This is a genomic window from Streptomyces tropicalis (assembly GCF_029269835.1).
Classification (GTDB): Bacteria; Actinomycetota; Actinomycetes; order Streptomycetales; family Streptomycetaceae; genus Streptomyces; species Streptomyces tropicalis.
In genome coordinates this window covers 166744-190691 of the sequence record NZ_JARJBB010000008.1, presented here as the reverse complement: position 1 = coordinate 190691, position 23948 = coordinate 166744, and the positions used below count along the sequence as shown (strand labels likewise).

Below are 23948 nucleotides of genomic sequence, written 5' to 3'. Positions count from 1 at the left end.
TGAGCGGATGCTCAGGTTCATGCCCGTCGGTGACTCCATGACGATCGGAAGCGCGGGCGAACACACGTGGCGGTACCGGCTGTGGCAGCACCTGTCCGCCACCCACGGCGGCCCCTTCACACTCGTCGGGCCGCGCGAGACTCTCTACGACAAGGCGGCGGACGCTCCGGACTCGCTGGCCTACGCCGACCCTGCCTTCCCCCGCGGCCACCTGGCCGGCTGGGGCGAGGGCTGGCTGCACATGGCCCCGCTGATCGGACCGGCGATCCGCGCGACCCGGGCCGACGTGCTGCTGGTCTCCCTGGGCCTGATCGACCTCGGCTTCTACACCGACCCCGAGCAGACCGCGGAGAACGTGCACGCCTTCGTGGCCGCCGCGCGCGAGGCCGGTCCGCGCGTCCGGATGGTGCTGCTGCCGGTGATCCCGAACGTGCGGGCCGAGACCGACGCACCCTTCGGCGAGCAGGTGGCCCACTTCAACGTCCTCCTCGCCAAGGCGGTCGCCGACCTCGACACGCCCCGCTCGCCGATCCTGCTCGCCTCCCCGCCCGAGGACTACGACATCCACACGGACACCTACGACGGCACCCATCCCAACGCGCGCGGCGAACACCGCATCGCGGGCGCCTTCGCCACCGCGATGGACCAGGCGTGGGGGCTGGGCGGACCGTACCCGGCGTGATCACTTCGGCCTGATCCCGGCGTCTCCCGGACCCGCTCCGCATCGTTGTACCGCACGGCCGCACGGCGACGGACCGTCGTCCTCATCGGCACCGGCCTGAACCTCACCGACACGGTCGTCGGCCTCACCCTCGGGACGGACGAGTTCCCGCAGGATTGACCCCCGCCGCCCGGTTCCCTTGCATCGAGCGCACTCCAGGACGTTGGCTTGGGGACCATGAAGTACACGCAGCTCGGACGCACAGGACTCACCGTCGGCCGGCTGGTCCTCGGGACCATGAACTTCGGTCCGCAGACCGGCGAGGCGGACAGCCACGCGATCATGGACGCGGCCCTGGACGCGGGGATCAACCTCTTCGACACGGCCAACGTCTACGGCTGGGGCGAGAACAAGGGCCGCACCGAGACGATCATCGGCAACTGGTTCGCCAAGGGCGGCGACCGGCGCGACAAGGTCGTCCTCGCCACCAAGGTCTACGCGAACATGGCCCCCGACGGCAGCACCGTCTGGCCCAACCACGACAAGCTCTCCGCGCTCAACATCCGTCGTGCGGTCGACGCCAGCCTCAAGCGGCTGCAGACCGACCACATCGACCTGTACCAGTTCCACCACGTCGACCGGAGCACTCCCTTCGAGGAGATCTGGCAGGCGATCGACGTCCTGGTGCAGCAGGGCAAGATCCTCTATGCCGGGTCCTCCAACTTCCCCGGCTACAAGATCGCCCAGGCCAACGAGGCCGCCGCGCGGCGCGGCTCCTACGGGCTCGTCAGCGAGCAGTGCCTCTACAACCTCGCCGAGCGGCGCGCCGAGATGGAGGTCATCCCGGCCGCGCAGGACTACGGGCTCGGCGTCATCCCCTGGTCGCCGCTGCACGGCGGTCTGCTGGGCGGCGTGCTGCGCAAGCAGGTCGAAGGCGGACGGCGCGCCTCCGGACGGGCCGCGGACGCGCTGGGCGAGGCCGCCGTGCGGGACCGGGTGCAGGCCTACGAGGACCTGCTGGACAAGCACGGTCTGGAGCCCGGCGAGGTCGCCCTGGCCTGGCTGCTGACCCGGCCCGGCGTGACCGGCCCGATCGTCGGCCCGCGCACCGCCGAGCAGCTCGGCTCCGCCCTGCGGGCCGTGGAGCTGGACCTGTCCGAGGAGCTGCTGACCGGCCTGGACGAGATCTTCCCGGGCCCGGGCCCGTCCCCGGAGGCCTTCGCCTGGTAGCCCCCGGCCGGCGTCGATGCGGACGCCGGCGGCGGACGCTCCCCCACCGGGCCGTCCCCGGGCCCACAGCGGCCTGGGGGTGGCCGGGGGCCGCCGTGCGGGGGCGGAGCCATCACCGGCGCCGGGAAGTCGTCGTGCCGTGCGGGGCGTGGCCGCGGGGCGGGCGAGCCGTCGTACGGGACGGGGACGGCGCCGGGCCGCGGCACGGCGGACGCGGCGGGCACGACGGGTCAGCGGCCGAGTGCGGCCGCCAGGGCGACGACGGCGAGCATCAGCACGAGCGCACCGGCCATGATCCGGTTCCGGGTTTTCGGGTCCACGCCTTCGAGACTAACCGGCCCCGCCGAGTGGCCGGCGGCCGACCGTCTCGTACCGGGGCTGCTCGCCGGGCACACCGGACCTCGGCAGGCGGCTGCGGACCAGGGCGACCTCGTCGACCGTCCACGTACGGCTCGCGAAGTCGTCCAGCGCCGCCACGTACGGCCGGACGTCCACCGCCTCCCGGCCGCGCGCGAGGGTCAGGTGGGCCCGGTAGTGGCGGTGCTCCTCCATCGGCACGCCCGCCCTGCGCGCCGCGGCCTCCGCGCGCTGCGCGAGCTGCCGCAGGGCCGCCGGGTCGCCCTCCGCCCCCGCCCACAAGGCCCGGCCGTGCCCGAACTGCCCGCCGCCGCGCACCGCGAGCGGGAACGGCGCGGTGCGCCGGGCGGCCCGCGCCAGGCGCTCGGACAGCTCCGGCACGGTCTCCTCCCCGACCTCGCCGTAGAAGGCGAGCGTGAAGTGCCAGCCGGGCGGGCCCGTCCAGCGCAGCCGGTCCGCTCCGGGGAGCTGCCGCAACACGGCGATACGGTCGGCGAGTTGGCGGACCACGTCGTCCGGCGGGAGGACGGCGGCGAAGAGTCTCATGAAGCTCACCCTGCCACGCCGGCGGGGCGGCATCATGGCCCCATGCGGACGACGATCAGGCAAGGCGGCCCCGACGACATCCCTCTGATACTCGGCATGCTGGACAGCTGCGTCGCCTGGCTGGTGGCGCAGGGCCGCACCCGGCAGTGGGGCACCGAGCCGTGGTCGGAGAACCCTCGCGCGGTCGACCAGGTCACCCGCTACGCCACCGGGGGCACCCCCTGGATCGCCGAGCTGGACGGCGTCCCGGCGGCCACGCTCACCCTCACCGACGGGCCGGGGTCCTACGTCGCCCCGGCCGGAGAGCCCGAGCGCTACATCCACCTGCTGGCTTCCGACCGCCGCTTCGCCGGGCACGGGGCGGGCGGCGCGCTGCTGGCGCACGCCGCCGCGGAGACCGCCCGCGCGGGGGTCTCCCTGCTGCGGGTCGACTGCTACGCGGGCGACGACCGCAGGCTGATCACCTACTACGAGGGCCAGGGCTTCACCCCGACCGAGTCCCTCGCCCTCGGCCCGGACGCCTGGCCGTGCCAGGTCCTGATGCGCAGGGTCTGACAGAGCGGCCGACGGGACACCGGGCCGGGCCCGGCGCCCCGGGCGGGTGCGGCGCCCCCAGCGGGTGCGGCGCCCCGCCAAGGACGGCACCCCCTGCCGGACATGACGGCACCACCGGGAGGGCACCCGGCCGGGCACGGCGGCCCCCGGCCGGGACGGACCACCGGCATGGAACACCCGGGACGGCCCACCCGGGCACGGCACCCGACCGGGAACGCCCCCCAAGGGACGGACCACCCCGGGGCGGGCGACCGGGGACGGGCCACCGGGGACGGCGGCACACGACCGGGCTGACCACCCCGGAGACGGACCACCGGGGACGGACCGCCCAGGGACGGCGGCACGCGACCGGGCTGACCACCCCGGGGACGGACCACCGGGGACGCACCGCCCAGGGACGGACGTCGCCGGGCAACGGCACCCGCCGGGCCCCCGAAGAGGCGGACCACCCCGGGAACGGACCACCCGTAGGCGGGCCACCGGGGACGGCGGCACGTGACCGGGCTGACCACCCCGGAGACGGGCCACCGGGGACGGCGGCACACGACCGGGCTGACCACTCCGGGGACGGACCACCGGGGACGCACCGCCCAGGGACGGACGTCGCCGGGCAACGGTACCCGCCGGGCCCCGAAGGGACGGACCACCCCGGGGACGGACCGCGCAGGGACGGCGGCACGCGACCGGGCAGACCACCCCGGGGACGGACGTCGCCGGGGGACGGCACCCGCCGGACCCGAAGGGACGGACCACCCGGAGGCGGGCTACCAGAGACGAGCCGCCCGGGGACCGACACCGGCCGGGGACCGGGCCGCCCAGGTACCGACACCGGCCAGGGACCGGGCCGCCCAGGTACCGACACCGGCCGGGCACCGACACCGGCCGGGGACCGGGCCGCCCAGGTACCGACACCGGCCGGGGACCGGGCCGCCCGGGGACGGACACCGCCGGGGGACGGCCCCCGGCGGCGCGTCACGCCGCCGGGGCCAGGTCCTCGCGGCGTTCGCGAGGGACGAAGCGGACGTGCGGGTGGCCCCGGCGCCAGGCGACCGCCAGGCGCAGGCCGCCCGCGCGGGCCAGCAGCAGGCCGATCGTGACCGCCGAGGCGGCCGAGACGACGCCGCCGAGCACGAAGCCGATCCGGGGCCCGTAGGCGTCCGTGATCCAGCCGACGACCGGTGCGCCGAGCGGGGTGCCGCCGACGAAGACCATCATGAACAGGGCCATCACCCGGCCGCGCATGGCGGGGTCGGTGGCCATCTGCACCGCGGTGTTCGCCGTGACGTTGACCGTCAGGCCGCAGATCCCGATGGGGACCATCAGCACCGCGAACAGCCAGTACGACGGGGCCAGCGCGGCCACCACCTCCAGCGTGCCGAAGGCGGCCGCGCCCGCGACCAGCACCCGCAGCCGGGCCGTGCCGCGCCGCGCGGCGAGCAGCGCGCCCACCAGGGAGCCCACCGCCATCAGCGTGTTGAAGAGGCTGTAGCCGCCGGCGCCGGCGTGGTAGACGTCGTCGGCGAAGGCCGTCAGCCACACCGGGAAGTTGAAGCCGAAGGTGCCGATGAAGCCGACCAGGACGATCGGCCAGATCAGGTCCGGCCGCCCGGCGACGTAGCGCAGGCCCTCGCGGAGCTGGCCCTTGCCGCGCGGGGCGCGCTGCACGGCGTGCAGCTCGCGGGAGCGCATCAGCAGCAGCCCGGCGACGGGGGCGACGAAGGACAGGCCGTTGAAGAGGAACGCCCAGCCGGTGCCGACGCCGGTGATCAGCAGGCCCGCGACGGCGGGGCCGACCAGGCGGGCGGACTGGAAGTTCGCCGAGTTCAGGCTGACCGCGTTCTGGAGCTGGCCGGGGCCGACCATCTCGGACACGAAGGACTGGCGGGCCGGGTTGTCGACGACCGTGGCGAGTCCGACGGCGAAGGCGGCGACGTACACGTGCCAGACCTGGACCTGGCCGGTCAGGGTGAGCGCGGCGAGGGCGAGGCCGGTGAGGGCCATCGCGGTCTGCGTGACCAGCAGTGCGGGCCGCTTGGGCAGCCGGTCGACGAGGACCCCGCCGTAGAGGCCGAAGAGCAGCATGGGCAGGAACTGCAGGGCCGTGGTGATGCCGACGGCCGCGGAGGAGCCGGTGAGGCTGAGCACCAGCCAGTCCTGGGCGATGCGCTGCATCCAGGTGCCGGTGTTGGAGACGACCTGCCCGACGAAGAAGAGCCGGTAGTTCCGGATCTTCAGCGAGCTGAACATCGAGGTGCTGCGGGCGGGACGGGCCGAGGGGTCGTGGGTGGACGGTGCGGGGGCGGAAGCTGCTCCGGATCCCGAACTCAAAAGGGTCGCCTCCTTGCGTGACGTGCTTACAGGTGCGCGAGCTTCTCCAGCACGGGGGCGGCGGCGCGCAGTTTCGCCCACTCGTCCTCGTCCAGGCCCTCGACCAGGCCGGCCAGGAAGGCGTTCCGCTTGCGGCGGCTCTCCTCGAGCATGGTCTCGGCCTGCTCGGTCCTGGTGACGACCTTCTGGCGCCGGTCCTCGGGATGCGGCTCCAGCCGGACCAGCCCCTTGGCTTCGAGCAGCGCCACGATCCGTGTCATGGACGGCGGCTGCACGTGCTCCTTGCGGGCGAGCTCGCCCGGCGTGGCACTGCCGCAGTTGGACAGCGTGCCCAGCACCGACATCTCGGTGGGGCTCAGCGACTCGTCGACCCGCTGGTGCTTGAGCCGACGGGACAGCCGCATCACGGAGGAGCGCAGGGCGTTCACGGCGGCAGCGTCGTCGCCATGGGTAAGGTCCGGCATGTCTTTAGCGTAACTCATTACTCTCCCTAAAGACCAACGGTGACACGCCTCCATGCCGTGACCCTGGCCACTGCGGCACCATTTCGGCCGGATATCACTCGTACGGGTGATCCCCATGCGGAACGTGACACGTCGCGCCGAAGCGGGCGGCGACCCTCGTCTGCATGGGGACCAGCGTGCTCAGCCTGCGCATAGACCGTGAGCTGCTCGAACGGCTCCGGGACCACGCCGCCAAAAGAGGCATGAGCGTCCAGGACTATGTCGTCCGGACGCTCATGCGGGATGACTTCGACGAGCGGTTCCAGGCCGCCGTCGAGGAGACGGAGAGGTTCTACGGGGTCACCTGACCCCGCCGGGTCAGGTCAGGCCCAGGGCCGGCATCAGGTAGTAGAAGGCGAAGACCGCCGCCACCACGTACATCGCCGCCGGGATCTCGCGGGCGCGGCCCACCGCGAGGCGCAGCACCACGAAGGTGATGAAGCCCATGCCGATGCCGTTGGTGATCGAGTAGGTGAACGGCATCATCACCATCGTGATGAAGGCCGGGACCGCGATCGTGTAGTCCGACCAGTCGATCTCCCGGACCGAGCCGGCCAGGATCAGGAAGCCCACCGCGAGCAGGGCCGGGGTGGCCGCCTGGGACGGCACCATCGTGGCGACCGGGGTGAGGAAGAGGGCCACCGCGAAGAGGGCGCCGGTGATCACGTTGGCGAAGCCGGTGCGGGCGCCCTCGCCGACGCCGGCCGTGGACTCCACGAAGCAGGTGGTGGCCGAGGAGGAGCTGGCGCCGCCCGCGGCGACCGCGATGCCGTCCACGAAGAGCACCTTGCTGATGCCGGGCATCTGGCCCTGGGCGTCCGTGAGCCTGGCCTCGTCGCTGACGCCCATGATCGTGCCCATGGCGTCGAAGAAGCAGGACAGCAGCACGGTGAAGACGAAGAGGACGCCGGTCAGCACGCCGACCTTGGAGAACCCGCCGAAGAGGCTGACCTTGCCGATCAGGCCGAAGTCGGGGGTGGCGACCGGGTTGCCCGGCCACTTCGGGGTGGTCAGGCCCCAGGACGGCACCTTGGCGACGGCGTTGACGACCACCGCGAGCACGGTCATCGCGACGATCGAGATGAGGATGGCGCCCGGCACCTTGCGGATGATCAGCGCGAGGGTCAGCAGCGCGCCCAGGATGAAGACGAGGACCGGCCAGCCGTCGAGGTGGCCGTCGGCCCCGAGCTGGAGCGGCACGGTGGTGTGGGCGGCGTCCGGGATCCGGGAGACGAAGCCGGAGTCCACGAGTCCGATCAGCATGATGAACAGGCCGATACCGATGGAGATGCCCTTGCGCAGGCCGAGCGGCACGGCGTTCATGACCCGCTCCCGCAGGCCGGTGGCGACCAGCAGCATGACCACGAAGCCGGCCAGCACCACCATGCCCATGGCGTCCGGCCAGGACATCCGCGGGGCGAGCTGGAGGGCGACGACGGTGTTCACACCGAGGCCGGCGGCCAGGGCGATGGGCACGTTGCCGACGACGCCCATGAGGAGCGTGGTGAAGGCGGCGGTCACCGCGGTCGCGGTGACGAGCTGGCCGTTGTCGAGGTGGTGCCCGTACACGTCCGTCGCGCTGCCGAGGATGATCGGGTTCAGCACGATGATGTAGGCCATCGCGAAGAAGGTGGCGAAGCCGCCGCGGACCTCGCGGGACAGCGTGCTGCCCCGCTCGGAGATCTTGAAGTAGCGGTCGAGGGCGCCGTACGCGGGCGGCGTGCCCGGCTGCTCGGGCGCGGGGGCCTTGGCGGTGGCCGAGGTGGACATGCGGGTGACCTCAGGGGTGCGGGGGGTACGGACGTACCGGGGCCGGGAACATGATCGAGTCTCGCCACTCTCCGGTCACCGACGGGTCTCCCCCAGGTTTCCGTTGGTGTTTCATACGAACAGAAGTGGCCAGACTCGGACCGTTTCAGTATGAACATATGAAGCTCAAAAGGCTATCTCCGCGCGTAGACCCTTGGGACGTCAGGTGATCGTCCGGTGACCACCGCGGAAGCGGACGGTCCGGCGGGGCCGCCGTTCGGGGGCCGTAAGCTGAGGGCCATGGCGAAGTGGACCCCCAAGCACGAGGCGCCGGAGCCCCTGGAGGGCCCCGTGGTCGCGACCATCACCGGCGGCACGATCGTGTGGTTCGTCCTCTTCCTCGTCCAGCTCCCCTTCTACGGCTGGTACGCCGGCCACGGCCGCACCTGGTGGCTGTGGACCTGCCTCGCGGGCGGCGGCCTCGGCCTCATCGGCATCTGGTACGTCCGCCGGCGGGACGCGGCGATCAAGCGGGCCGCGGACGCCCCCGCGCCGCAGGAGCAGCAGCACACCTCGGCCGACTGACCCGCGCGGCCCGCCCGGGCCGCGCCGCGGACCTCCGCGCCCCGGACGCGGCCCCGCCGGCTCGGCGGGTGGAGCCGCGCATCCGCACGTACCGTCGAAGGCATGACCCACACCGACGCGGGCGCCGAACTCGACCCGGTGCACCCCGTGCCCGTCCCGGTGCGCGGCGGCGGGCTCACCGCCGCCGAGGTCGCCCAGCGCCTCGCGCGGGGGCAGGTCAACGACGTCCCGGTGCGCAGCAGCCGCTCCCTGGGCGAGATCGTCCGCGCGAACGTCTTCACCCGGTTCAACGCGATCATCGGCGTGCTGTGGCTGATCATGCTGTTCGTCGCGCCGATCCAGGACAGCCTGTTCGGCTTCGTGATCCTCGCCAACACCGGCATCGGCATCGTCCAGGAGTGGCGGGCCAAGCAGACCCTGGACTCGCTCGCCGTGATCGGGGAGGCGCGGCCCGCGGTCCGGCGGGACGGCACCACGGTGCGGATCGGCACCGGCGAGATCGTCCTGGACGACCTGCTGGAGATCGGCCCCGGCGACAAGGTCGTCGTGGACGGGGTCTGCGCCGAGGCCGACGGCCTGGAGATCGACGAGTCCCTGCTCACCGGGGAGGCCGAACCCGTCGTCAAGCGGTACGGCGACCCGGTGATGTCCGGCAGCTTCGTGGTGGCCGGGGGCGGCGCCTACCAGGCCACCAAGGTCGGCCGGGAGGCCTACGCCGCTGAGCTCGCCGAGGAGGCCTCCCGCTTCACGCTCGTCCACTCCGAGCTGCGCTCCGGCATCTCCACGATCCTGAAGTACGTCACCTGGATGATGGTGCCGACCGCGCTGGGCCTGATCGTCAGCCAGCTCGTGGTGAAGCGGACCGGCTTCAAGGACTCGGTCGCCCGGACGGTCGGCGGCATCATCCCGATGGTCCCCGAGGGCCTGGTGCTCCTCACCTCGGTCGCCTTCGCCATCGGTGTCATCCGGCTGGGACGTCGTCAGTGCCTGGTGCAGGAGCTGCCCGCCATCGAGGGCCTCGCCCGCGTGGACACGGTCTGCCTGGACAAGACCGGCACCCTCACCGAGGGCGGCATGGACGTCACCGAGCTGCGGCCCCTGGACGGCTACGAGGAGGCGTACGTCCGGACGGTGCTCGGCGCGCTCGGCGAGTCCGACCCGCGCCCCAACGCCTCACTCCAGGCGGTCATCGCCGCCTGCCCCGACACCGAGGAGTGGCGCTGTGTGGAGGCGCTGCCCTTCTCCTCCGCCCGCAAGTACAGCGGGGCGACCTTCAGCGAGGGCGACGGCCAGGCGAGCACCTGGCTGCTCGGCGCACCCGACGTGCTGCTGACCGCGGACGCCCCCGCGCTGGCCGAGACCGTCCGGCTGAACGAGCAGGGCCTGCGCGTGCTGCTGCTGGCCCGCGCCCGCCGCGAGCTCGACGACCCCGGCGTCGCCGACGGCGTCGCGCCGGCCGCCCTGGTCGTCCTGGAGCAGCGGCTGCGGCCCGACGCGGCCGGGACCCTGGACTACTTCGCCGAGCAGAACGTCCGGGCCAAGGTCATCTCCGGCGACAACGCGGTGTCCGTGGGTGCCGTCGCCGCCAAGGTGGGCCTGAGCGGCGCCACCGTCGACGCGCGCCGGCTGCCCGCGGAGCGCGAGGGCATGGCACGGGCGCTGGAGGAGGGCACCGTCTTCGGCCGGGTCACCCCGCAGCAGAAGCGGGACATGGTGGGCGCCCTCCAGTTCCGCGGGCACACCGTCGCGATGACCGGAGACGGCGTGAACGACGTGCTGGCGCTGAAGGACGCCGACATCGGCGTGTCGATGGGGTCGGGCTCGGAGGCGACCCGGGCGGTCGCGCAGATCGTGCTGCTGGACAACAGCTTCGCGGGGCTGCCCTCGGTGGTCGCCGAGGGGCGCCGGGTCATCGGCAACATCACCCGGGTCGCCACCCTGTTCCTGGTCAAGACGGTCTACTCGGTACTGCTGGCGGTGCTGGTGGTCTGCTGGCAGGTGGAGTACCCGTTCCTGCCCCGGCACCTGACGCTGCTGTCCACGCTGACGATCGGCGTGCCGGCCTTCTTCCTCGCCCTGGCGCCGAACACCGAGCGGGCCCGGCCGCACTTCGTGCGCCGGGTCATGCGCTACGCCGTGCCGGGCGGGGTGGTGGCCGCCGTGGCGACCTTCGTGACCTATCTCGCCGCCCGCCACCACTACACCGGGCCGGGCTCGCTGGAGGCGGAGACCAGCGCCGCGACGCTGACGCTGTTCCTGGTCTCGATGTGGGTGCTGGCGATCGTCGCCCGGCCCTACACCTGGTGGCGCGTCGCGCTGGTGGCGGCGATGGGCGCCGCGTTCGTGTGCGTGCTGCTGGTGCCGGCGCTCCAGCGCTTCTTCGCGCTCCACCTGGTGGGGGCGGTGATGCCGTGGACCGCGGTCCTCGTGGCCGCGGTCGCGGCGGTCGTCCTGGAGTTCCTGTGGCAGTGGGTCGACCGCCGCTTCCCGGCCTAGCCCGGCCGGTCGGGCCCGGCCGGGCGGTGGGGGTTACTGCACGTCGACGTAGTCGCCCGCGGCGCTGACCGCCGGGGTGGTCGAGGTGCCCGCGAAACTGAAGCGGTAGTAGCCGTCCACGCCCGCCGTGGTGGTGGTCCGCAGGTTGCCCGTGGAGTCCGTCGTGACGGTCTTCAGGGTGGTGTAGGTGCTCGTGCCGGCCTTGCGAAACTGGAGCTTCACCGACTGGCCGGTGTAGCCGTGGTAGGCGTGGTCCTCCCAGTTGGCCCGGGACAGCTTGCCGGTGACGGTGATGGTGCTCCCCTTCTTCACCGGCTCCGGCGCGGCGTCGGCGGTGAGCTTGGAGTACCGCTGGACCAGCGTGCTGCCCATGAGGTCCTGGTCCTTGTAACCGACCTTGCTGTAGTCGGGGTTGCTCTGGGACTGCCCGTTGAAGGCGATGGCCTCGGCGGCGGCGGTCCACTTGCCGGCGTCGACGTTCTGCAGGTCGCCGTCGGCGGGGTAGATGTCGATGGTCGCCGTGCAGGCGGCGGTGGTCGACGAGGTGGCGGTGCAGGTCGCCGGGTTGTCGCCGTAGAGCTCCTTGGACGGGTCGGCGAAGGAGCCCCGGTAGAGGAACGGGTCGGTGTAGAAGTCCTTGGCCGTGATGTCGACGTCCGCGCCGTGGGTCAGCGTGTACGTGACCGTGGTGGAGACCTCGTTGGTGGTGCCGACCTTGACCGCCGGAGCGATCTTGTAGTTGGAGAAGCTCACGTTGAGCGTGTACGGCGTGCCGCCGGTCGCGGGGGTGGTGCCGACGGCCTGCGCGGCCGGCACGGCGAGGGCGGTGAGGGCCAGGGCGCCGAGGGCGGCGGCCACGGTGGCTCGAATGCGCATGTGCGATCCCCACAGTGGAGAAAGGGGGCCCTGCGCCGGGCGGCCGGGCTTCGGGTGCGCTCGGCCGTCGTCCGGGCGGGCCCCGGATGATCGTGGAGTCTGTTGACTCACGCGGACAGATCCGCGGTGGCCGAAAAGGGTTGTGGTCGCGCGGCGGAATTTTACATTCCATACCTGCGCTTGACGTGTGCATTACATGATGGCCTCGGCAGGGCGCCGCCGACCGCGCGTCCACGGGCGGCGGCGCCGGGCGGTGCTACTGCACGTCGACGTAGTCACCCGTGGCGCTGACCGCCGGGGTGGTCGTGGTGCCCGCGAAGCTGAAGCGGTAGTAGCCGTCCACGCCCGCCGTGGTGGTGGTCCGCAGGTTGCCCGTGGAGTCCGTGGTGACGGTCTTCAGGGTGGTGTACGTGCTGGAGTCCTTCTTGCGGAACTGCAGCTTGACCGGCTGGCCCGTGTAGCCGTGGTACTGCAGGTCGTCCCAGTTGGCCCGGGACAGCTTGCCGGTGACCGTGACGGTCCTCCCCTTCTTCACCGGCTCCGGCGCGGCGTTGACGGTGAGCTTGGAGGCGCGCTGGACGTGGGTGGTCTTGTAGGCGTCCTTGATGACGTAGTCGCCGTCGTTGGCCGCGGCGCCCGCCCACACCTTCCAGGTGCCCGCCAGGAGGTTGGCGTAGATGTTGTCGTTGGGGTCGGCGACCAGGGTGACCTTGCAGGTCGCCGTGGTGGCGCCGGAGTTGGTGCAGCTGCCGACCTGGTCCTGGTCGATGGTGGCCGGGACGATGGCGCCGTCCGGCTGGTCCACGTTCGCGCCGTGCCACAGGACGGCGAAGGCGTCGTAGATCCCGGCCGGGTCGGTGGCGGTGACGGAGACGGTGAACGTCTTCTTCAGCGTGGTGCCCACCACGATGTCCTTGCCGGCGTTGACGGTGACGCCGGTGATGCGGGTGTCGCCCACGGTCTCGTCCGCCGGGGAGGCGGCGACGGAGGGCGCCTGCCCGGCGGCCGCGACGGAGCGGGCGGCCTGCGCACCCTTGGCGGCGGCCGGGATGTGCGCGGCGAGGTTCGCGTGACCGTCCGCCAGGGCGGCCGGCACGGCGAGGGCGGTGAGGGCCAGAGCGCCGGTCACAACGGCGACAGAGGCACGAATGCGCATGTGTAGTCCCCACGTGGAGGGGGCGAAGTGCGGCTCGGGAGCCCGCACGGTGCCCGGATCGAATCGGTGGAGTCCGCTGACTCCACCGACCAGACCCGGGCCGATAGTGAAAGGTTGTACGAACTGGTGAAGTTGTTTCGCACGGGACTTCACCCGGAGTTCACCTCAGTCGAACCAGCGGTCCCGCTCCAGCTCCTCGGTGCGGGACGGGTCCTCCAGCAGCGCGGCGACCTCGAACCGGCGCGGCCACTGCCCGGCCGCCCACGCCAGCCCCGCCGCCACGCCCTCCAGGGTCGCCGCGTGCAGCACCCCGTCCGGTGTCAGGCGCCAGTCCAACTCGATTCCGTCGACGACCAGTTCATCGTGTTCCACGTACGCCTCGGGGGTCCGCGGCCCGAGCAGCGCCCGCACCGGCCCGGGGACGTCGTGCCCGGTGCCGTCGGAGTCCACCCGGCCGGTGACCGACTCGCTCAGCCGCCGCACCTGGAACAGCTCCGCCAGGTCCGCCGCCCGCGCCGGCCGCACCGGCAGCAGCGGCACACCCCCGGTGAAGGGCAGCAGGTCCGGCGAGTCGCACACCACCGCGTCCGCCGCGTCCACCACCTCCACCCGTCCGTCGACCACGGCCCGCAGCTCGTCGGGCAGGGTCACCTGCTCCGGGTCCAGCTCGGCCAGAGCGCCGTACAGCGCGTGCAGTTGGGCCGCGCCCACCGGGCGGGCCGGGTCGGCGAGCCGGTCCAGCAGCTCGGCGGCGCCGCCGGGCTCGTCCAGCAGGGCGGCGACCGTGGTCCGCACGCCGAGCGCCCGCAGCACCTGCTCGTCGTCGAAGCCGGAGGCGTCGGCCTCGTCGTACAGTCCGCGCAGCAGCGGGTCGGAGCCCGCGGCGCGCAGCCCCGCAGGACGGCGCCCGCCGAGCACCGGGTGCCCGCGCAGCCACCACGCGGTGTAGGGCCGTACGACCTCGTGGGTTCCGTCCGGCAGCAGGATCCGCACCGGCTGGACGAGCGCGTCCCGCAGCGGCGGACGGGCCAGCCGGGCGAGGGCCGCGGGCCACTGGCCGTCGTCCACGAGGTCCAGGTCGCGCACGGCGACGATCTCCGTGGCGACCGGCGGCACCGGGGTGTCCGGGAAGCGGTCGAGGATGTCCTCGCACCACACGTCGACGGCGTCCAGCAGCCCGGGGTCGTCCGGCTCCGGGAAGTCGCCCTCGCGCGGCTCCAGTTCGTCCGGATCGAGGACCACGTCCGCCGCCCGCACCAGCGCGAAGTCCACCAGCACCCCGCAGGCCGCGAGCGGCTGTTCGCCCCACCGCGCGGCCAGCTCGGCGTCCACGGAGGGGAGTTCGCCCTCGCGCGCCACCTGTGCGAACGGGCCGCCGGGGAGGACGAGTTCGCCCGCGGGGGTCGGCTCGCCGTCCTCGTCGGGCAGGGCGAGCGCGCCCAGCCAGGGCTCGTCCCCGGGCTCCAGAGCCGCCTCCCGGACCAGGGCGAGGACCGTGTCGGCCAGCTCCTCGGCGTCCGGGGTGTCCTCGTCCCACGCGCCGGTGTCGTCGTCGAGTGAGGCCTGCACCGCGGCGCGGACCTGCGGGGTGGTGAGCACCGCGCGCGGGGTGGCGGGCAGGGCGCCCAGCTTCTCCAGGAGCGGGTGCGCGGCGTCCGGGTGGGCGACCTTCAGGCCGAGCCGCGCCAGCACCTCCGGGTCGGCCGGGGAGCCCTCGGGCAGCGGCAGCAGCACCTGGCGGGGCCCGATCGTCGTACGCCCGTCGGCCAGCGGCACGGGCAGCCCGGACAGCCGGTCCGGGTCCACCCCGGCCAGGCTGTCGTACAGCCGCCGCCACCAGCCCGGGTCCTTCTCCAGCCCGGCGAGCCGGTCGACCGCGTCGGTCAGCGGCACCCGGGCCACACCCAGCGTGCGCAGCTCCACGCGCCGCTCCAGCCCGGCGGGCACGAGAGTGGGCAGCACCTCGGCCAGGACGCGCACGGTGTCGGCGCCCGCGCCCTCCACCACCTCCGCGTCCCGCGGCCGCAGCGCCTCCGGCAGGTCCGCGTCGTGCTCGGACGGCGCGACGGCGGGCGGCAGGAACGCGGTCCGGGGCAGCCGGGCCAGGATCGCCTGCCGCAGCGCGCCGTCCAGCTCGCCCTTGCCGAGCGGGCCGGGCACCAGGCCGATCGTGCCGGCGTTCACCGGCCGCCAGTCGGCGAGCAGTTCGGCGTAGGCGTCCGCCGCGCGCTCGACCAGGAAGTCGGTGAGCGGCCCGGGGGCGGCGTGCCGGCGGGTGCTGTCCAGCGGGAGGGAGGCGATGAGCAGGGCGGGGACGCCGAGTGGCTCGTCGCTGGGCGTCGGCGCGTGGACCACGGGGCCGGTGCGCGGGCGGGCCGGGCCGCCGTCGGTGTCCACGGGCACGGCCCAGGTCACCGACCAGTGCGGGCGCAGCCGCTCCTCGACCGGGCGGTCGGCGAGCAGGTCGGGGGTGAGCGGGCCGTGCGCGGTGCTCGTGCGCCAGCGGGTGGTGCCGTCGCGGCTGTCCTCCACGACGGCCAGCGTGCCCTCGGCGCCTCGGCGCAGGGTGCGGGGAGCGGCGTCGCCGATCTCCACGACCACCTCCTCCAGCCCCGGCAGGGCGAGGAGCAGCGCGTCGTCCACGCCCTGGAGCAGCCGCTCGGCGAGGTCGGCGGCGGCCGGGTCGCGCAGCGGCAGGATGACGGCCGTGTCGTACGGATCGGGGGCGGTGCCCTCGGCGGCGAACGGCAGGCGCAGCAGAGGTACGTGGCCGTCCCGGCGGCGGATCTCGTCGCCGAGGCCGGGACTGTGCCGCGCGGTCTCCCCGGCGAGGCCGCGGGCCTCCGCCAGGGACCAGCGGACGCCGCCGTGCCGGCCGACGACCGCGGGCTCGTCGGTGACGGCGAGGACGGCGGCGAAACCGACGCCGAAGCGGCCCACCGAGGCGGTGTCCCGCTTCGCGGAGGCCCGCAGCGTGGACAGCGACTCCACGCCGGTCGCGTCCAGCGCGGCGCCGGTGTTCGCGGCGACCAGGTGGCCGTCGCGGAGGGTGAGGCGCAGCCGGCCGGGCGTCCCGGCGCGGGCGGCTGCGTCGGCGGCGTTCTGCGCCAACTCGACGACGAGGCGGTCCCGGTAGCCGCCGTGGACGAGATCCTCCTCGGCGTTGGCGTCCTCCCTGAACCGCGCGGGGCTGGTGGCCCACGCGTCCAGCACGCCGCGCCGCAGACGCGCGGTCCCGAACGGATCACCTCCGGCGGACGGCTGCACCCACATGCTCACGTTCACTCTCCTCATCGGCGTGACGACGACGAAGGTACCGCGCCGCGGACCGGCCCCCGCGCCCAGGACGGGGCACGCGGACCCCGCCGCACGCTCCGGATCCGGGCCCCCGCCCGCCGAAGACGGACGGTCCCCCGCGCCCGCCCTCACCCGGGGGGACGACTACCGACACCACGGGCTGACGCCGCCCCGGGTACGCAGGAGCGTCCCTCGGGGCACGACCGGAGGCGGCGCCGCGCCCCGTCCGGAGGCGGCGCCGCGCCCGGCCCGGACACGGCCCCGCGCCCCGTCCGGAGGCGGCGCCGCGCCCGGCGCGGACGGTCGGATGCCCCACGGCGGGCGGGGGCGACCGGTGGGGGCGGCGGCTGCCCCGGAGGAGGCGGGCGGCTGCCCCGGAGGGGCGGGAGAGCGAGCGCGGGCAGGACACGGCCGGCGCGTCCCCGCGCCCGGCGCGGGCGGCCGGGTGTCCCGCAGAGGCGTGCGGAGCCGCACGGAGGGGTGGGCGGGCGAGCGCGCCGCGGTTCGGGCAGGGGGCGGCCGGACACGGCGGCGCCCCCGAGGGCGGCCGAGCGCCGCGCAGGGCGGGCCGCCACCCGTGGGCGGGTACGCGCCCACGCCGCGGGCGGAACGCGGCCGGACACGACGAGGCGTCCCGGCGAGGGCGAGCATCGCGCAGGGAGGGCCGGAAGCTCCCGGAGAGGCAGGTGGGCGGGCGAGCGCGCCGCGGTTCGGGCAGGGGGCGGCCGGACACGGCGGCGCCCCCGAGGGCGGCCGAGCGCCGCGCAGGGCGGGCCGCCATCCGTGGGCGGGTACGCGCCCGCGCCGCGCGCGGAACGCGGCCGGACACGACGAGGCGTCCCGGCGAGGGCGGGCGTCGCGCAGAGCGCACCGGAGCCGACCCGGAGAGGCAGGTGGGCGGGCGCGGGGCGGGCGGGGTGCGCGGACGGCGGTCGGCGGGTCCGCAGCGTGGGACGGCCCCGGGGGACGGCCCCGGGGGACGGCCCCGGGGGACGGTGGGGCCGCCCGGGAGGGCGGCCGGCCGGCTACGAGTGGCCCAGGTCCGCCGTCGCGTCGTCCGCCGCCGACTCCGGCACGGAGCCGGAGTCCCGGGACGGGCGCAGCGGGAAGGGCTCCACCCGGGTCTCGTCGAGCACCGGTGCGGCGGGCTGCGGCGGCTTCGGCATGACCGCGGCCTCGGAGTGCCCGCCGCAGCCGTACGCCAGTGACACCACGCGGCCGTCGGCCGGGGCGAACTCGTTGGCGCACACACCGAAGGCCTGGCCGAGGGAGCCCCCCATGTGGACCAGGAACGCGCAGCTCACGCACGTGGCGGGGGCCGCCTGGGCCATCGGCGTCTTCGCGCCGAAGGACTCCTCCCAGCGGTCGGCGGCGGTGTGCAGCCCGTACCGGGAGAGTACGCGGGCGCGCCGCATGCCGATCTCCTCGGCGACCGCCGCGATCGAACCGCGCGAGGGCGCCGCCGGGAGGCTGCGCGGCGGGACGGCGGTGACCTCGGCGTCCTCCGCCTCCACCAGCTCGGCCATGTCCTTGGAGACGGCAGAGTTGGGGGCCGGCTCGTCCTCGCCGGAGAACCCGGGCTCCAGCCGCAGGTCGTCGGCGTCGGTGGGCAGCAGGTCGCCGGGGCCCAGGTCGCCGGGGCGCAGCCGCTCGCTCCACGGCACCCACTCGGGTGCCAGCACGGCGTCGGAGCCGGGCAGCAGGACGACCTCGTCGAGGGTGACGACCTTGGCGCGGGAGGCGCGGGCGACGGTCGCGGCCCAGCGCCAGCCGCGGTAGCCCGGTTCCGTGCAGGCGAAGTAGTGCGTGACGACGCGGTCACCCTCGGACACGACGCCCTCGTGCTCGCCGACGACGCCGGGAGCCGCCGCCTCCTCGGCTGCGGCGCGGGCGAGGTCGACGGCCTCGGCGCACAGGCGGTCGGGGGTGCGGCTTCGCGTGGTCGCTGCGCTCACAGGTATCGCTTCTCTCCTACGCCGTCTCTCGGGTGCGCCGGCCTGAGGGCGGGGGTGCGGACGGAGCGGACCCGGGGACCGCGTCGACGTCCACGCCCGATCGCACTCGGGCGCACCTACGTCATCCATTCTGCGGTATGCGCGTAAGGCGCGCGGCCGAGAACGTTCGCGCGACGCGCTGTGCACGCTACCTTCTCGCGTGCGCTCGGCCTACACCGACGGGGTGCTTCGCCGCCGCGCGGCGGGAGTTTCCTTCCCGGTCATGGCCTACCGGGGCCGGACGGAGGGGCGCCGGGACGGTCCGGAAGGGCCTCCCGCGAGACGCGACCGCCCGGGCGGGGCGGCCGCCCCGGGCGGGGGCCGCAAGGGTGCCTTCGGCCGGATCCCCCGTTCCGTCCGTGCCGTCTTCGCACTACCCGTGCCGGTCTCGGGGCACTATGACGGGGTGGCAGCCGCGAGGACGCCCCCGGGCGCCGCCGGGATCGGTGGGGCCAAGGGGGTCAAGGGGAGCAGCCGGGGCAGTGGTTCGGGCCGGTTCGGCGGGCCCGTCCGCGCGGTGGGCCGCGCCCTGCGGCTCCCGGTCTCGGGGACCGTCCGCCAGATCCGCCGGGCCACCCACGCGCACGGCGCCGGCGAGTCCGGACTCGGCAAGCTGATCGAACTGCACGCGGTGAACGGCGCCGGCGATGTCATGATCACCGTCGCCCTGGCCTCCACCGTCTTCTTCTCGGTGCCCACCGACGAGGCCCGCGGCCGGGTCGCGCTCTACCTGGCCATCACGATGGCCCCCTTCACCGTGCTGGCGCCGGTGATCGGCCCGCTCCTGGACCGCCTGCCGCACGGGCGGCGCGCCGCGATGGCCGGCGCGATGTTCGCCCGCGCGCTGCTCGCGCTGATCATCTCGGGGGCGGCGGCGACCGGCGGCCTGGAGCTGTATCCGGCGGCGCTCGGGGTGCTGGTCGCCTCCAAGGCGTACGGGGTGGTGCGCAGCGCCGTGGTGCCCCGGCTGCTGCCGCCCCGGTTCTCGCTGGTGAAGGCGAACTCCCGGGTGACGCTCGGCGGGCTGCTCGCCACCGGCGTGGCCGCCCCGATCGGCGCCGGGCTCCAGGCCGTCGGCTCGCCCTGGCCGCTCTACGGCGCCTTCGTGATCTTCGTGGCGGGGACCTTCCTGTCCTTCTCGCTGCCGCCGAAGGTCGACTCGGCACGCGGCGAGGACCGGGCCCTGCTGGCGGCGGACGAACGGCATCTGCACGGCCCGCACCGCAGGTCGGCGAAGCGGCCCGGCCTGCGCACGGTCGGCCCGGCCGTGACGCACGCCCTCGGCGCGAACGCCTGCCTGCGCTGCCTGTCCGGCTTCCTGATCTTCTTCCTCGCCTTCCTGCTGCGCGAGCACCCGATGGCCGGGCAGAGCGCGGCGGTGTCCCTGGGGGTCGTGGGCGTCGCGGCGGGAGCGGGCAACGCGCTCGGCACGGCGGTCGGGGCCTGGCTGCGGTCGCGGGCCCCGGAGCTGATCATCGTGACCGTGGTGGCGATCGTGCTGGGGGTGGCGGTCACCGCGACGGTCTTCTTCGGCGCGTTCCTGGTGGCCTGCCTGGCCGCGATCGCGGGCTTCGCGCAGGCGCTGGCCAAGCTGTCCCTGGACGCGCTGATCCAGCGGGACGTGCCCGAGCTGGTGCGCACCTCGGCGTTCGCCCGGTCCGAGACGATGCTGCAGATGGCGTGGGTGCTCGGCGGTGCCGTCGGCATCGTGCTGCCGCTGAACGGCACGCTGGGCCTGTCGGTGGCGGCCGCCATCGTGGCAGCCGGATGGCTGACCACCGTCCGCGGGTTGCTGGCCTCGGCCCGGCACGGGGGCGCGTCCCGGCCCCGCGTGGCCTGAGCCCCGGCCGCGGGGGGTACCCCCGCGGCTCCGCGGGACGGGGCGGGACGGCACGCCGTACCCCCGCGTGGCCGGAGGGCTCGACGTGCCCGATAGCCTTCGGCCATGACCTCGCTGCAATCCGCCGTGCGACGCCGCCGCGCCGTCGCCGCTGCCGGCGCCGTTACCGCCGGACTGCTCGCCCTCTCGGCCTGCCAGAAGCCGACGCCGCTGTCCACGATCACCGTCGGCCGGTCCACGGTGAGCTCGGAGGCCACCTGCTACAACGACGGCAACGCGCTCAAGGCCGCCGACCTGGCGAAGTGCCTGAAGGGCACCGGCATCAAGTCGATCAAGGTCGACCCCGACGACACGGTCCGCTTCGGCGTCGACCCGAAGATCGCGGACAAGGGCTGGACGATCCTGATGAACGGTCAGCCGCTGACCGACTCCAGCACCAAGACCTACCGGACCATCCCGGGCAGCGTGTTCTTCAACGCCCAGTACGGCGCCAGCGGCAACTCGACGCTGGTGTCGATCAAGGAGGGCGACAAGAACGTGACCGGTCTGTGGTCCTTCAAGCTGACGAAGGACTCCTGACCACGTCCCCCGCACGCGTGCTCGTGGCCACCGCCGTCCCCGCCGAACGGGACGCGGTGGCCCGGGCGTTCCCGGACCCGGTCCGCGAGGTGGCACTGCCCGGCGCGACCGTGCACCGGGCCGCCGGGTTCGACCTGCTCGCCGCCGGTGTCGGACCGGCCCCGGCGGCCGCCCGCACGGCGTCGGCCCTGACCGCGGCCGCCCTGGCCGGCGCCCCCTACGACCTCGTCGTGTCCGCCGGTGTCGGCGGCGGCTTCGCGCCGCACGCACCCGTCGCCTCCCTCGTCGTCGCCGACGAGATCACCGCCGCCGACCTCGGCGCCGAGACCGCCGACGGCTTCCTGCCCGTCACCGAGCTGGGCTTCGGCACCGTCACCCACCGTCCGCCCGCCGCACTCGTACGGGCGACCGCGGCGGCGACGGGAGCCCGCACCGGAGTGGTGCTGACCGTGTCGACCGTGACCGGGACCGCCGCCCGCGCCGACGCGCTGCGCACCCGCCACCCGCGTGCCCTGGCCGAGGCCATGGAGGGGTTCGGCGTGGCGGAGGCGGCCGCCGCCCACGGCGTGCCCGTGCTGGAGATCCGCGCGGTCTCCAACCCGGTCGGCCCCCGCGACCGCGCCGCCTGGCGGATCGGCGACGCCCTGGCGGCACTGGCCGCGGGGTTCGGGAAGCTCGCGCCCGTCCTGGAGAGTTGGAACCCACATGAGCCCTGACAGCCGGCGCCTGCAGATCGCCTACTCCCCCTGCCCCAACGACACCTTCGTCTTCGACGCCCTCGCCCACGGCCGGGTGCCGGGCGCCCCCGCGCCGGACGTCACCTTCGCGGACATCGACGTCACCAACGGCATGGCCGAGCGCGGCGAGTTCGACGTGCTGAAGGTGTCGTACGCGGTGCTGCCGTACGTCCTCGGCGAGTACGCGCTGCTGCCCTGCGGCGGCGCGCTGGGCCGGGGCTGCGGCCCGCTGGTCCTCACCCGTGAGCCGGGCTCCGGGGACGCCGCCGGCGGTGCGGGACTCGCGGGCCGCACGGTCGCGGTGCCGAGCGAGCGGTCGACGGCGTACCTGCTGTTCCGCCTGTGGGCCGCGGACACCGTGCCGGGCGGGGTCGGGGAGATCGTGGTGATGCCGTTCCACGAGATCATGCCGGCCGTCCGGGACGGCAAGGTCGACGCGGGCCTGGTGATCCACGAGGCGCGCTTCACCTACCAGAACTACGGCCTGCACAAGCTCGCCGACATGGGCGAGCACTGGGAGCAGACCACGGGGCTGCCGATCCCGCTCGGCGCGATCATCGCCAAGCGGTCGCTGGGGGCGCCCGCGCTGAAGGCGCTCGCGGACGCCGTCCGCGCCTCCGTGCGCGCCGCCTGGGACGACCCGGAGGCGTCCCGGCCGTACGTGATGGAGCACGCGCAGGAGATGGACCCGGCCGTCGCCGACCAGCACATCGGGCTGTACGTCAACGAGTTCACCGCCGACCTCGGCGAGGACGGCTACGCGGCCGTCCGCGGTCTGCTGACCCGCGCGGCGGCCGAGGGCCTGCTCCCGCCCCTCGCCCCCGACGCCCTCGACTTCCCGTAGGACCCGCGCACCGCGACGGCAGCGCCCGACGCGAACGACCGGCCCGGAGCGTCTCCGGGCCGGTCGTTCGCGTCGGGGCTCCGGGCCCTAGACGTCCAACTCGTCGGCGACCGCGCGCAGCAGGCCCGCGATCTTCTTGCCGGACGCCTTCTCCGGGTAGCGGCCCTTCTCCAGCATCGGCGTGATGTTCTCCAGGACGGTGGTCAGGTCCTGCACGATGGAGGCCAGCTCGTCCGGCTTGCGGCGCTGCGCGGCCGCCACCGACGGGGTCGGGTCGAGGATCGTCACGGACAGGGCCTGGTCTCCGCGCTGACCGGCCACCACACCGAACTCCACGCGCTGTCCCGGCTTGAGCACCTCGACTCCGGCGGGAAGGACCGAGGAATGGACGAAGACGTCCCCGCCGTCGTCGCGGGAGAGAAAGCCGAAGCCCTTCTCGCTGTTGAACCACTTGACCTTGCCGGTAGGCACGTCTGTCCTCGTCCTCGTACTCGTCGGAAAACTGCTTCGGAAACGGCTCTTGATAGCACTGGGGCGGGCCGCGTCGGACCCGCCGGTACCCAGGCTAATGGGCAGCGGGCGGGTGACAAGACGTCGCCGGGTTGTTCCTTCGCGCTGGGAACTACCCTGGTCTGGTGCGTGACAAAACCCGAACGAATTCCCCCGCGCCCGGTGACCGGCTGATCCGTGCCGGTGCCGTCGTGTTCTTCGTCGGCGCCGTGGCCACCCTGGTCACCCTGGTGCCTCTGTTCCTCGGCGCGAAGCCTTTTCCGACCTACATGTTCGGTCTGAGCATGCTCATGGCCGTCGGGTTCCTCATCGCGGGCGCGGGGTTGCTCCGGTCGATCGCGGCGGGCCGCCGTCAGGCGCGCGGCGACTCCCGGTAAGCGGCTCCGTCCGGCCGAATGCCCGCGCGATAGTCCGAAAACCAATTCGGGAACCCGGTCAGATCGGCGAGGACGACGTCCGCGCCGGCCGCGCGCAGTTCCTCCGCGGCACACGGCCCGGTGGCCACCGCCACCGACAGCGCGCCCGCCGTGCGGGCGCCGCGCACGTCCCCGACGTGGTCGCCGACGTAGACGCGGGCGCCGTGCGCGCGCAGCGCCTCGGCCTTCTGCTCCGCCCACAGCCCGCCGATCACCGCGTCGGCCGCGATGCCCAGGTGCTCCAGGTGCAGCCGGGCGTTGGGCTCGTGCTTGGCGGTGACCACGAGCGCCCGCCCGCCGGCCTGCTGCACGGCCGTGACCGCCTCGCGGGCGCCGGTCAGCGCGGGGGTCACCGCGACCGCGTACGCCGGGTACAGCGCGCGGTACAGGTCGCCGGCGGCCTCGACCCGGTCGGCCGGGAACCAGTGCTCCAGCTCCTGCGCGAGGGGCGGTCCCAGCCGGGTGACGGCCAGGTCGGCGTCTATGTGCACGCCCGTCCGCTCGGACAGCGCCAGGTAGCAGGCGCGGATGCCGGGGCGGGAGTCGATGAGGGTCATGTCGAGGTCGAAACCGACGGTGGGGGCGCACGAGGTCATGGACGACATTGTCCCCGGGGCCTCCGCGGCAGGGACGCCCGGCCGTCTCCCGGGGGCTCCACGCCGGGGACGCCCGGCCGTCCCCGGGGCCCA

Annotated in this window: 21 protein-coding genes; 11 read left to right on the top strand and 10 right to left on the bottom strand. The window is 74.3% G+C overall.

Annotated features, from left to right (window positions below):
• Positions 1–7 precede the first annotated feature (7 nt).
• Entirely contained in the window at positions 8–682 is a 675-nt protein-coding gene (locus P3H78_RS18005; protein WP_276110027.1) for a GDSL-type esterase/lipase family protein, read from the top strand.
• A 216-nt stretch (positions 683–898) separates the two neighbouring features.
• Positions 899–1891: an aldo/keto reductase gene (locus tag P3H78_RS18000; protein WP_276110149.1), complete on the top strand. Its 993-nt coding sequence runs from the start codon at positions 899–901 to the stop codon at positions 1889–1891.
• Positions 1892–2221: 330 nt separating this feature from the next.
• On the opposite strand, the gene thpR is transcribed toward P3H78_RS18000, so the two are convergent.
• Entirely contained in the window at positions 2222–2794 is a 573-nt protein-coding gene (gene thpR / locus P3H78_RS17995; protein ID WP_276110026.1) for an RNA 2',3'-cyclic phosphodiesterase, read from the bottom strand.
• A gap of 42 nt (positions 2795–2836) precedes the next feature.
• Here thpR and P3H78_RS17990 point away from each other — a divergent pair, with 42 nt between their 5' ends.
• On the top strand, positions 2837–3349 hold the full coding sequence (locus tag P3H78_RS17990) for a GNAT family N-acetyltransferase (RefSeq protein WP_276110025.1): 513 nt from the start codon (positions 2837–2839) through the stop codon (positions 3347–3349).
• A 972-nt stretch (positions 3350–4321) separates the two neighbouring features.
• On the opposite strand, the gene P3H78_RS17985 is transcribed toward P3H78_RS17990, so the two are convergent.
• Positions 4322–5677: an MFS transporter gene (locus P3H78_RS17985; RefSeq protein WP_313884413.1), complete on the bottom strand. Its 1356-nt coding sequence runs from the start codon at positions 5675–5677 to the stop codon at positions 4322–4324.
• 26 nt (positions 5678–5703) lie between these two features.
• Positions 5704–6141, bottom strand: coding sequence for a MarR family winged helix-turn-helix transcriptional regulator (locus P3H78_RS17980; RefSeq protein ID WP_276110024.1), 438 nt, complete (start codon positions 6139–6141; stop codon positions 5704–5706).
• Positions 6142–6305: 164 nt separating this feature from the next.
• Here P3H78_RS17980 and P3H78_RS17975 point away from each other — a divergent pair, with 164 nt between their 5' ends.
• Positions 6306–6488: a ribbon-helix-helix protein, CopG family gene (locus P3H78_RS17975; RefSeq protein WP_276110023.1), complete on the top strand. Its 183-nt coding sequence runs from the start codon at positions 6306–6308 to the stop codon at positions 6486–6488.
• A 10-nt stretch (positions 6489–6498) separates the two neighbouring features.
• On the opposite strand, the gene P3H78_RS17970 is transcribed toward P3H78_RS17975, so the two are convergent.
• Positions 6499–7950: an NCS2 family permease gene (locus P3H78_RS17970; protein ID WP_276110022.1), complete on the bottom strand. Its 1452-nt coding sequence runs from the start codon at positions 7948–7950 to the stop codon at positions 6499–6501.
• A gap of 279 nt (positions 7951–8229) precedes the next feature.
• On the opposite strand from P3H78_RS17970, the gene P3H78_RS17965 reads away from it, so the two are divergent.
• Complete coding sequence (locus tag P3H78_RS17965; protein WP_276110021.1) at positions 8230–8514, top strand: DUF2530 domain-containing protein; 285 nt, start codon at positions 8230–8232, stop codon at positions 8512–8514.
• A 102-nt stretch (positions 8515–8616) separates the two neighbouring features.
• Positions 8617–11010 (top strand): HAD-IC family P-type ATPase, encoded by a 2394-nt coding sequence (locus P3H78_RS17960; protein WP_276110020.1) that lies wholly within the window; start codon positions 8617–8619, stop codon positions 11008–11010.
• Positions 11011–11043: 33 nt separating this feature from the next.
• On the opposite strand, the gene P3H78_RS17955 is transcribed toward P3H78_RS17960, so the two are convergent.
• From P3H78_RS17955 to P3H78_RS17940, 4 genes are all read right to left on the bottom strand, one after another.
• The gene (locus P3H78_RS17955; protein ID WP_276110019.1) at positions 11044–11886 is read right to left on the bottom strand and encodes a hypothetical protein; all 843 of its coding nucleotides are present in this window, start codon (positions 11884–11886) and stop codon (positions 11044–11046) included.
• A gap of 256 nt (positions 11887–12142) precedes the next feature.
• Complete coding sequence (locus tag P3H78_RS17950) at positions 12143–13042, bottom strand: calcium-binding protein (protein WP_276110018.1); 900 nt, start codon at positions 13040–13042, stop codon at positions 12143–12145.
• A 165-nt stretch (positions 13043–13207) separates the two neighbouring features.
• Entirely contained in the window at positions 13208–16321 is a 3114-nt protein-coding gene (locus P3H78_RS17945) for a sacsin N-terminal ATP-binding-like domain-containing protein (RefSeq protein WP_276110017.1), read from the bottom strand.
• Positions 16322–17364: 1043 nt separating this feature from the next.
• Positions 17365–18294, bottom strand: coding sequence for a DUF3027 domain-containing protein (locus tag P3H78_RS17940; RefSeq protein ID WP_276110016.1), 930 nt, complete (start codon positions 18292–18294; stop codon positions 17365–17367).
• Between the two features lie 445 nt (positions 18295–18739).
• Here P3H78_RS17940 and P3H78_RS17935 point away from each other — a divergent pair, with 445 nt between their 5' ends.
• From P3H78_RS17935 to P3H78_RS17920, 4 genes are all read left to right on the top strand, one after another.
• Complete coding sequence (locus P3H78_RS17935) at positions 18740–20173, top strand: MFS transporter (RefSeq protein ID WP_276110015.1); 1434 nt, start codon at positions 18740–18742, stop codon at positions 20171–20173.
• A 105-nt stretch (positions 20174–20278) separates the two neighbouring features.
• Positions 20279–20752: a DUF2771 domain-containing protein gene (locus P3H78_RS17930; protein ID WP_276110014.1), complete on the top strand. Its 474-nt coding sequence runs from the start codon at positions 20279–20281 to the stop codon at positions 20750–20752.
• Positions 20722–21468, top strand: coding sequence for a futalosine hydrolase (locus tag P3H78_RS17925; RefSeq protein ID WP_276110013.1), 747 nt, complete (start codon positions 20722–20724; stop codon positions 21466–21468). Before P3H78_RS17930 ends, P3H78_RS17925 begins: the two co-directional genes overlap by 31 nt.
• On the top strand, positions 21458–22333 hold the full coding sequence (locus P3H78_RS17920; protein ID WP_276110012.1) for a 1,4-dihydroxy-6-naphtoate synthase: 876 nt from the start codon (positions 21458–21460) through the stop codon (positions 22331–22333). The genes P3H78_RS17925 and P3H78_RS17920 overlap by 11 nt, the downstream gene beginning before the upstream one ends.
• A gap of 87 nt (positions 22334–22420) precedes the next feature.
• On the opposite strand, the gene P3H78_RS17915 is transcribed toward P3H78_RS17920, so the two are convergent.
• Positions 22421–22804 carry a cold-shock protein gene (locus P3H78_RS17915; RefSeq protein ID WP_276110011.1) on the bottom strand — a complete coding sequence of 128 codons (384 nt, stop codon included), beginning with the start codon at positions 22802–22804 and terminating at the stop codon, positions 22421–22423.
• A 164-nt stretch (positions 22805–22968) separates the two neighbouring features.
• Here P3H78_RS17915 and P3H78_RS17910 point away from each other — a divergent pair, with 164 nt between their 5' ends.
• On the top strand, positions 22969–23220 hold the full coding sequence (locus P3H78_RS17910) for a hypothetical protein (RefSeq protein ID WP_276110010.1): 252 nt from the start codon (positions 22969–22971) through the stop codon (positions 23218–23220).
• On the opposite strand, the gene P3H78_RS17905 is transcribed toward P3H78_RS17910, so the two are convergent.
• Positions 23196–23864 (bottom strand): HAD family hydrolase, encoded by a 669-nt coding sequence (locus P3H78_RS17905; protein ID WP_276110009.1) that lies wholly within the window; start codon positions 23862–23864, stop codon positions 23196–23198. The genes P3H78_RS17910 and P3H78_RS17905 overlap by 25 nt on opposite strands.
• Positions 23865–23948 lie beyond the last annotated feature (84 nt).

Excerpts from the sequence above, each read along its gene's own strand:
- P3H78_RS18005 (WP_276110027.1), top strand. The coding sequence starts at position 8 with ATGCTCAGGTTCATGCCCGTCGGTGACTCCATGACGATCGGAAGCGCG.
- P3H78_RS18000 (WP_276110149.1), top strand. The coding sequence starts at position 899 with ATGAAGTACACGCAGCTCGGACGCACAGGACTCACCGTCGGCCGGCTG.
- thpR (WP_276110026.1), bottom strand. The coding sequence starts at position 2,794 with ATGAGACTCTTCGCCGCCGTCCTCCCGCCGGACGACGTGGTCCGCCAA.
- P3H78_RS17990 (WP_276110025.1), top strand. The coding sequence starts at position 2,837 with ATGCGGACGACGATCAGGCAAGGCGGCCCCGACGACATCCCTCTGATA.
- P3H78_RS17980 (WP_276110024.1), bottom strand. The coding sequence starts at position 6,141 with ATGCCGGACCTTACCCATGGCGACGACGCTGCCGCCGTGAACGCCCTG.
- P3H78_RS17975 (WP_276110023.1), top strand. The coding sequence starts at position 6,306 with ATGGGGACCAGCGTGCTCAGCCTGCGCATAGACCGTGAGCTGCTCGAA.
- P3H78_RS17970 (WP_276110022.1), bottom strand. The coding sequence starts at position 7,950 with ATGTCCACCTCGGCCACCGCCAAGGCCCCCGCGCCCGAGCAGCCGGGC.
- P3H78_RS17965 (WP_276110021.1), top strand. The coding sequence starts at position 8,230 with ATGGCGAAGTGGACCCCCAAGCACGAGGCGCCGGAGCCCCTGGAGGGC.
- P3H78_RS17960 (WP_276110020.1), top strand. The coding sequence starts at position 8,617 with ATGACCCACACCGACGCGGGCGCCGAACTCGACCCGGTGCACCCCGTG.
- P3H78_RS17955 (WP_276110019.1), bottom strand. The coding sequence starts at position 11,886 with ATGCGCATTCGAGCCACCGTGGCCGCCGCCCTCGGCGCCCTGGCCCTC.
- P3H78_RS17950 (WP_276110018.1), bottom strand. The coding sequence starts at position 13,042 with ATGCGCATTCGTGCCTCTGTCGCCGTTGTGACCGGCGCTCTGGCCCTC.
- P3H78_RS17930 (WP_276110014.1), top strand. The coding sequence starts at position 20,279 with ATGACCTCGCTGCAATCCGCCGTGCGACGCCGCCGCGCCGTCGCCGCT.
- P3H78_RS17920 (WP_276110012.1), top strand. The coding sequence starts at position 21,458 with ATGAGCCCTGACAGCCGGCGCCTGCAGATCGCCTACTCCCCCTGCCCC.
- P3H78_RS17905 (WP_276110009.1), bottom strand. The coding sequence starts at position 23,864 with ATGTCGTCCATGACCTCGTGCGCCCCCACCGTCGGTTTCGACCTCGAC.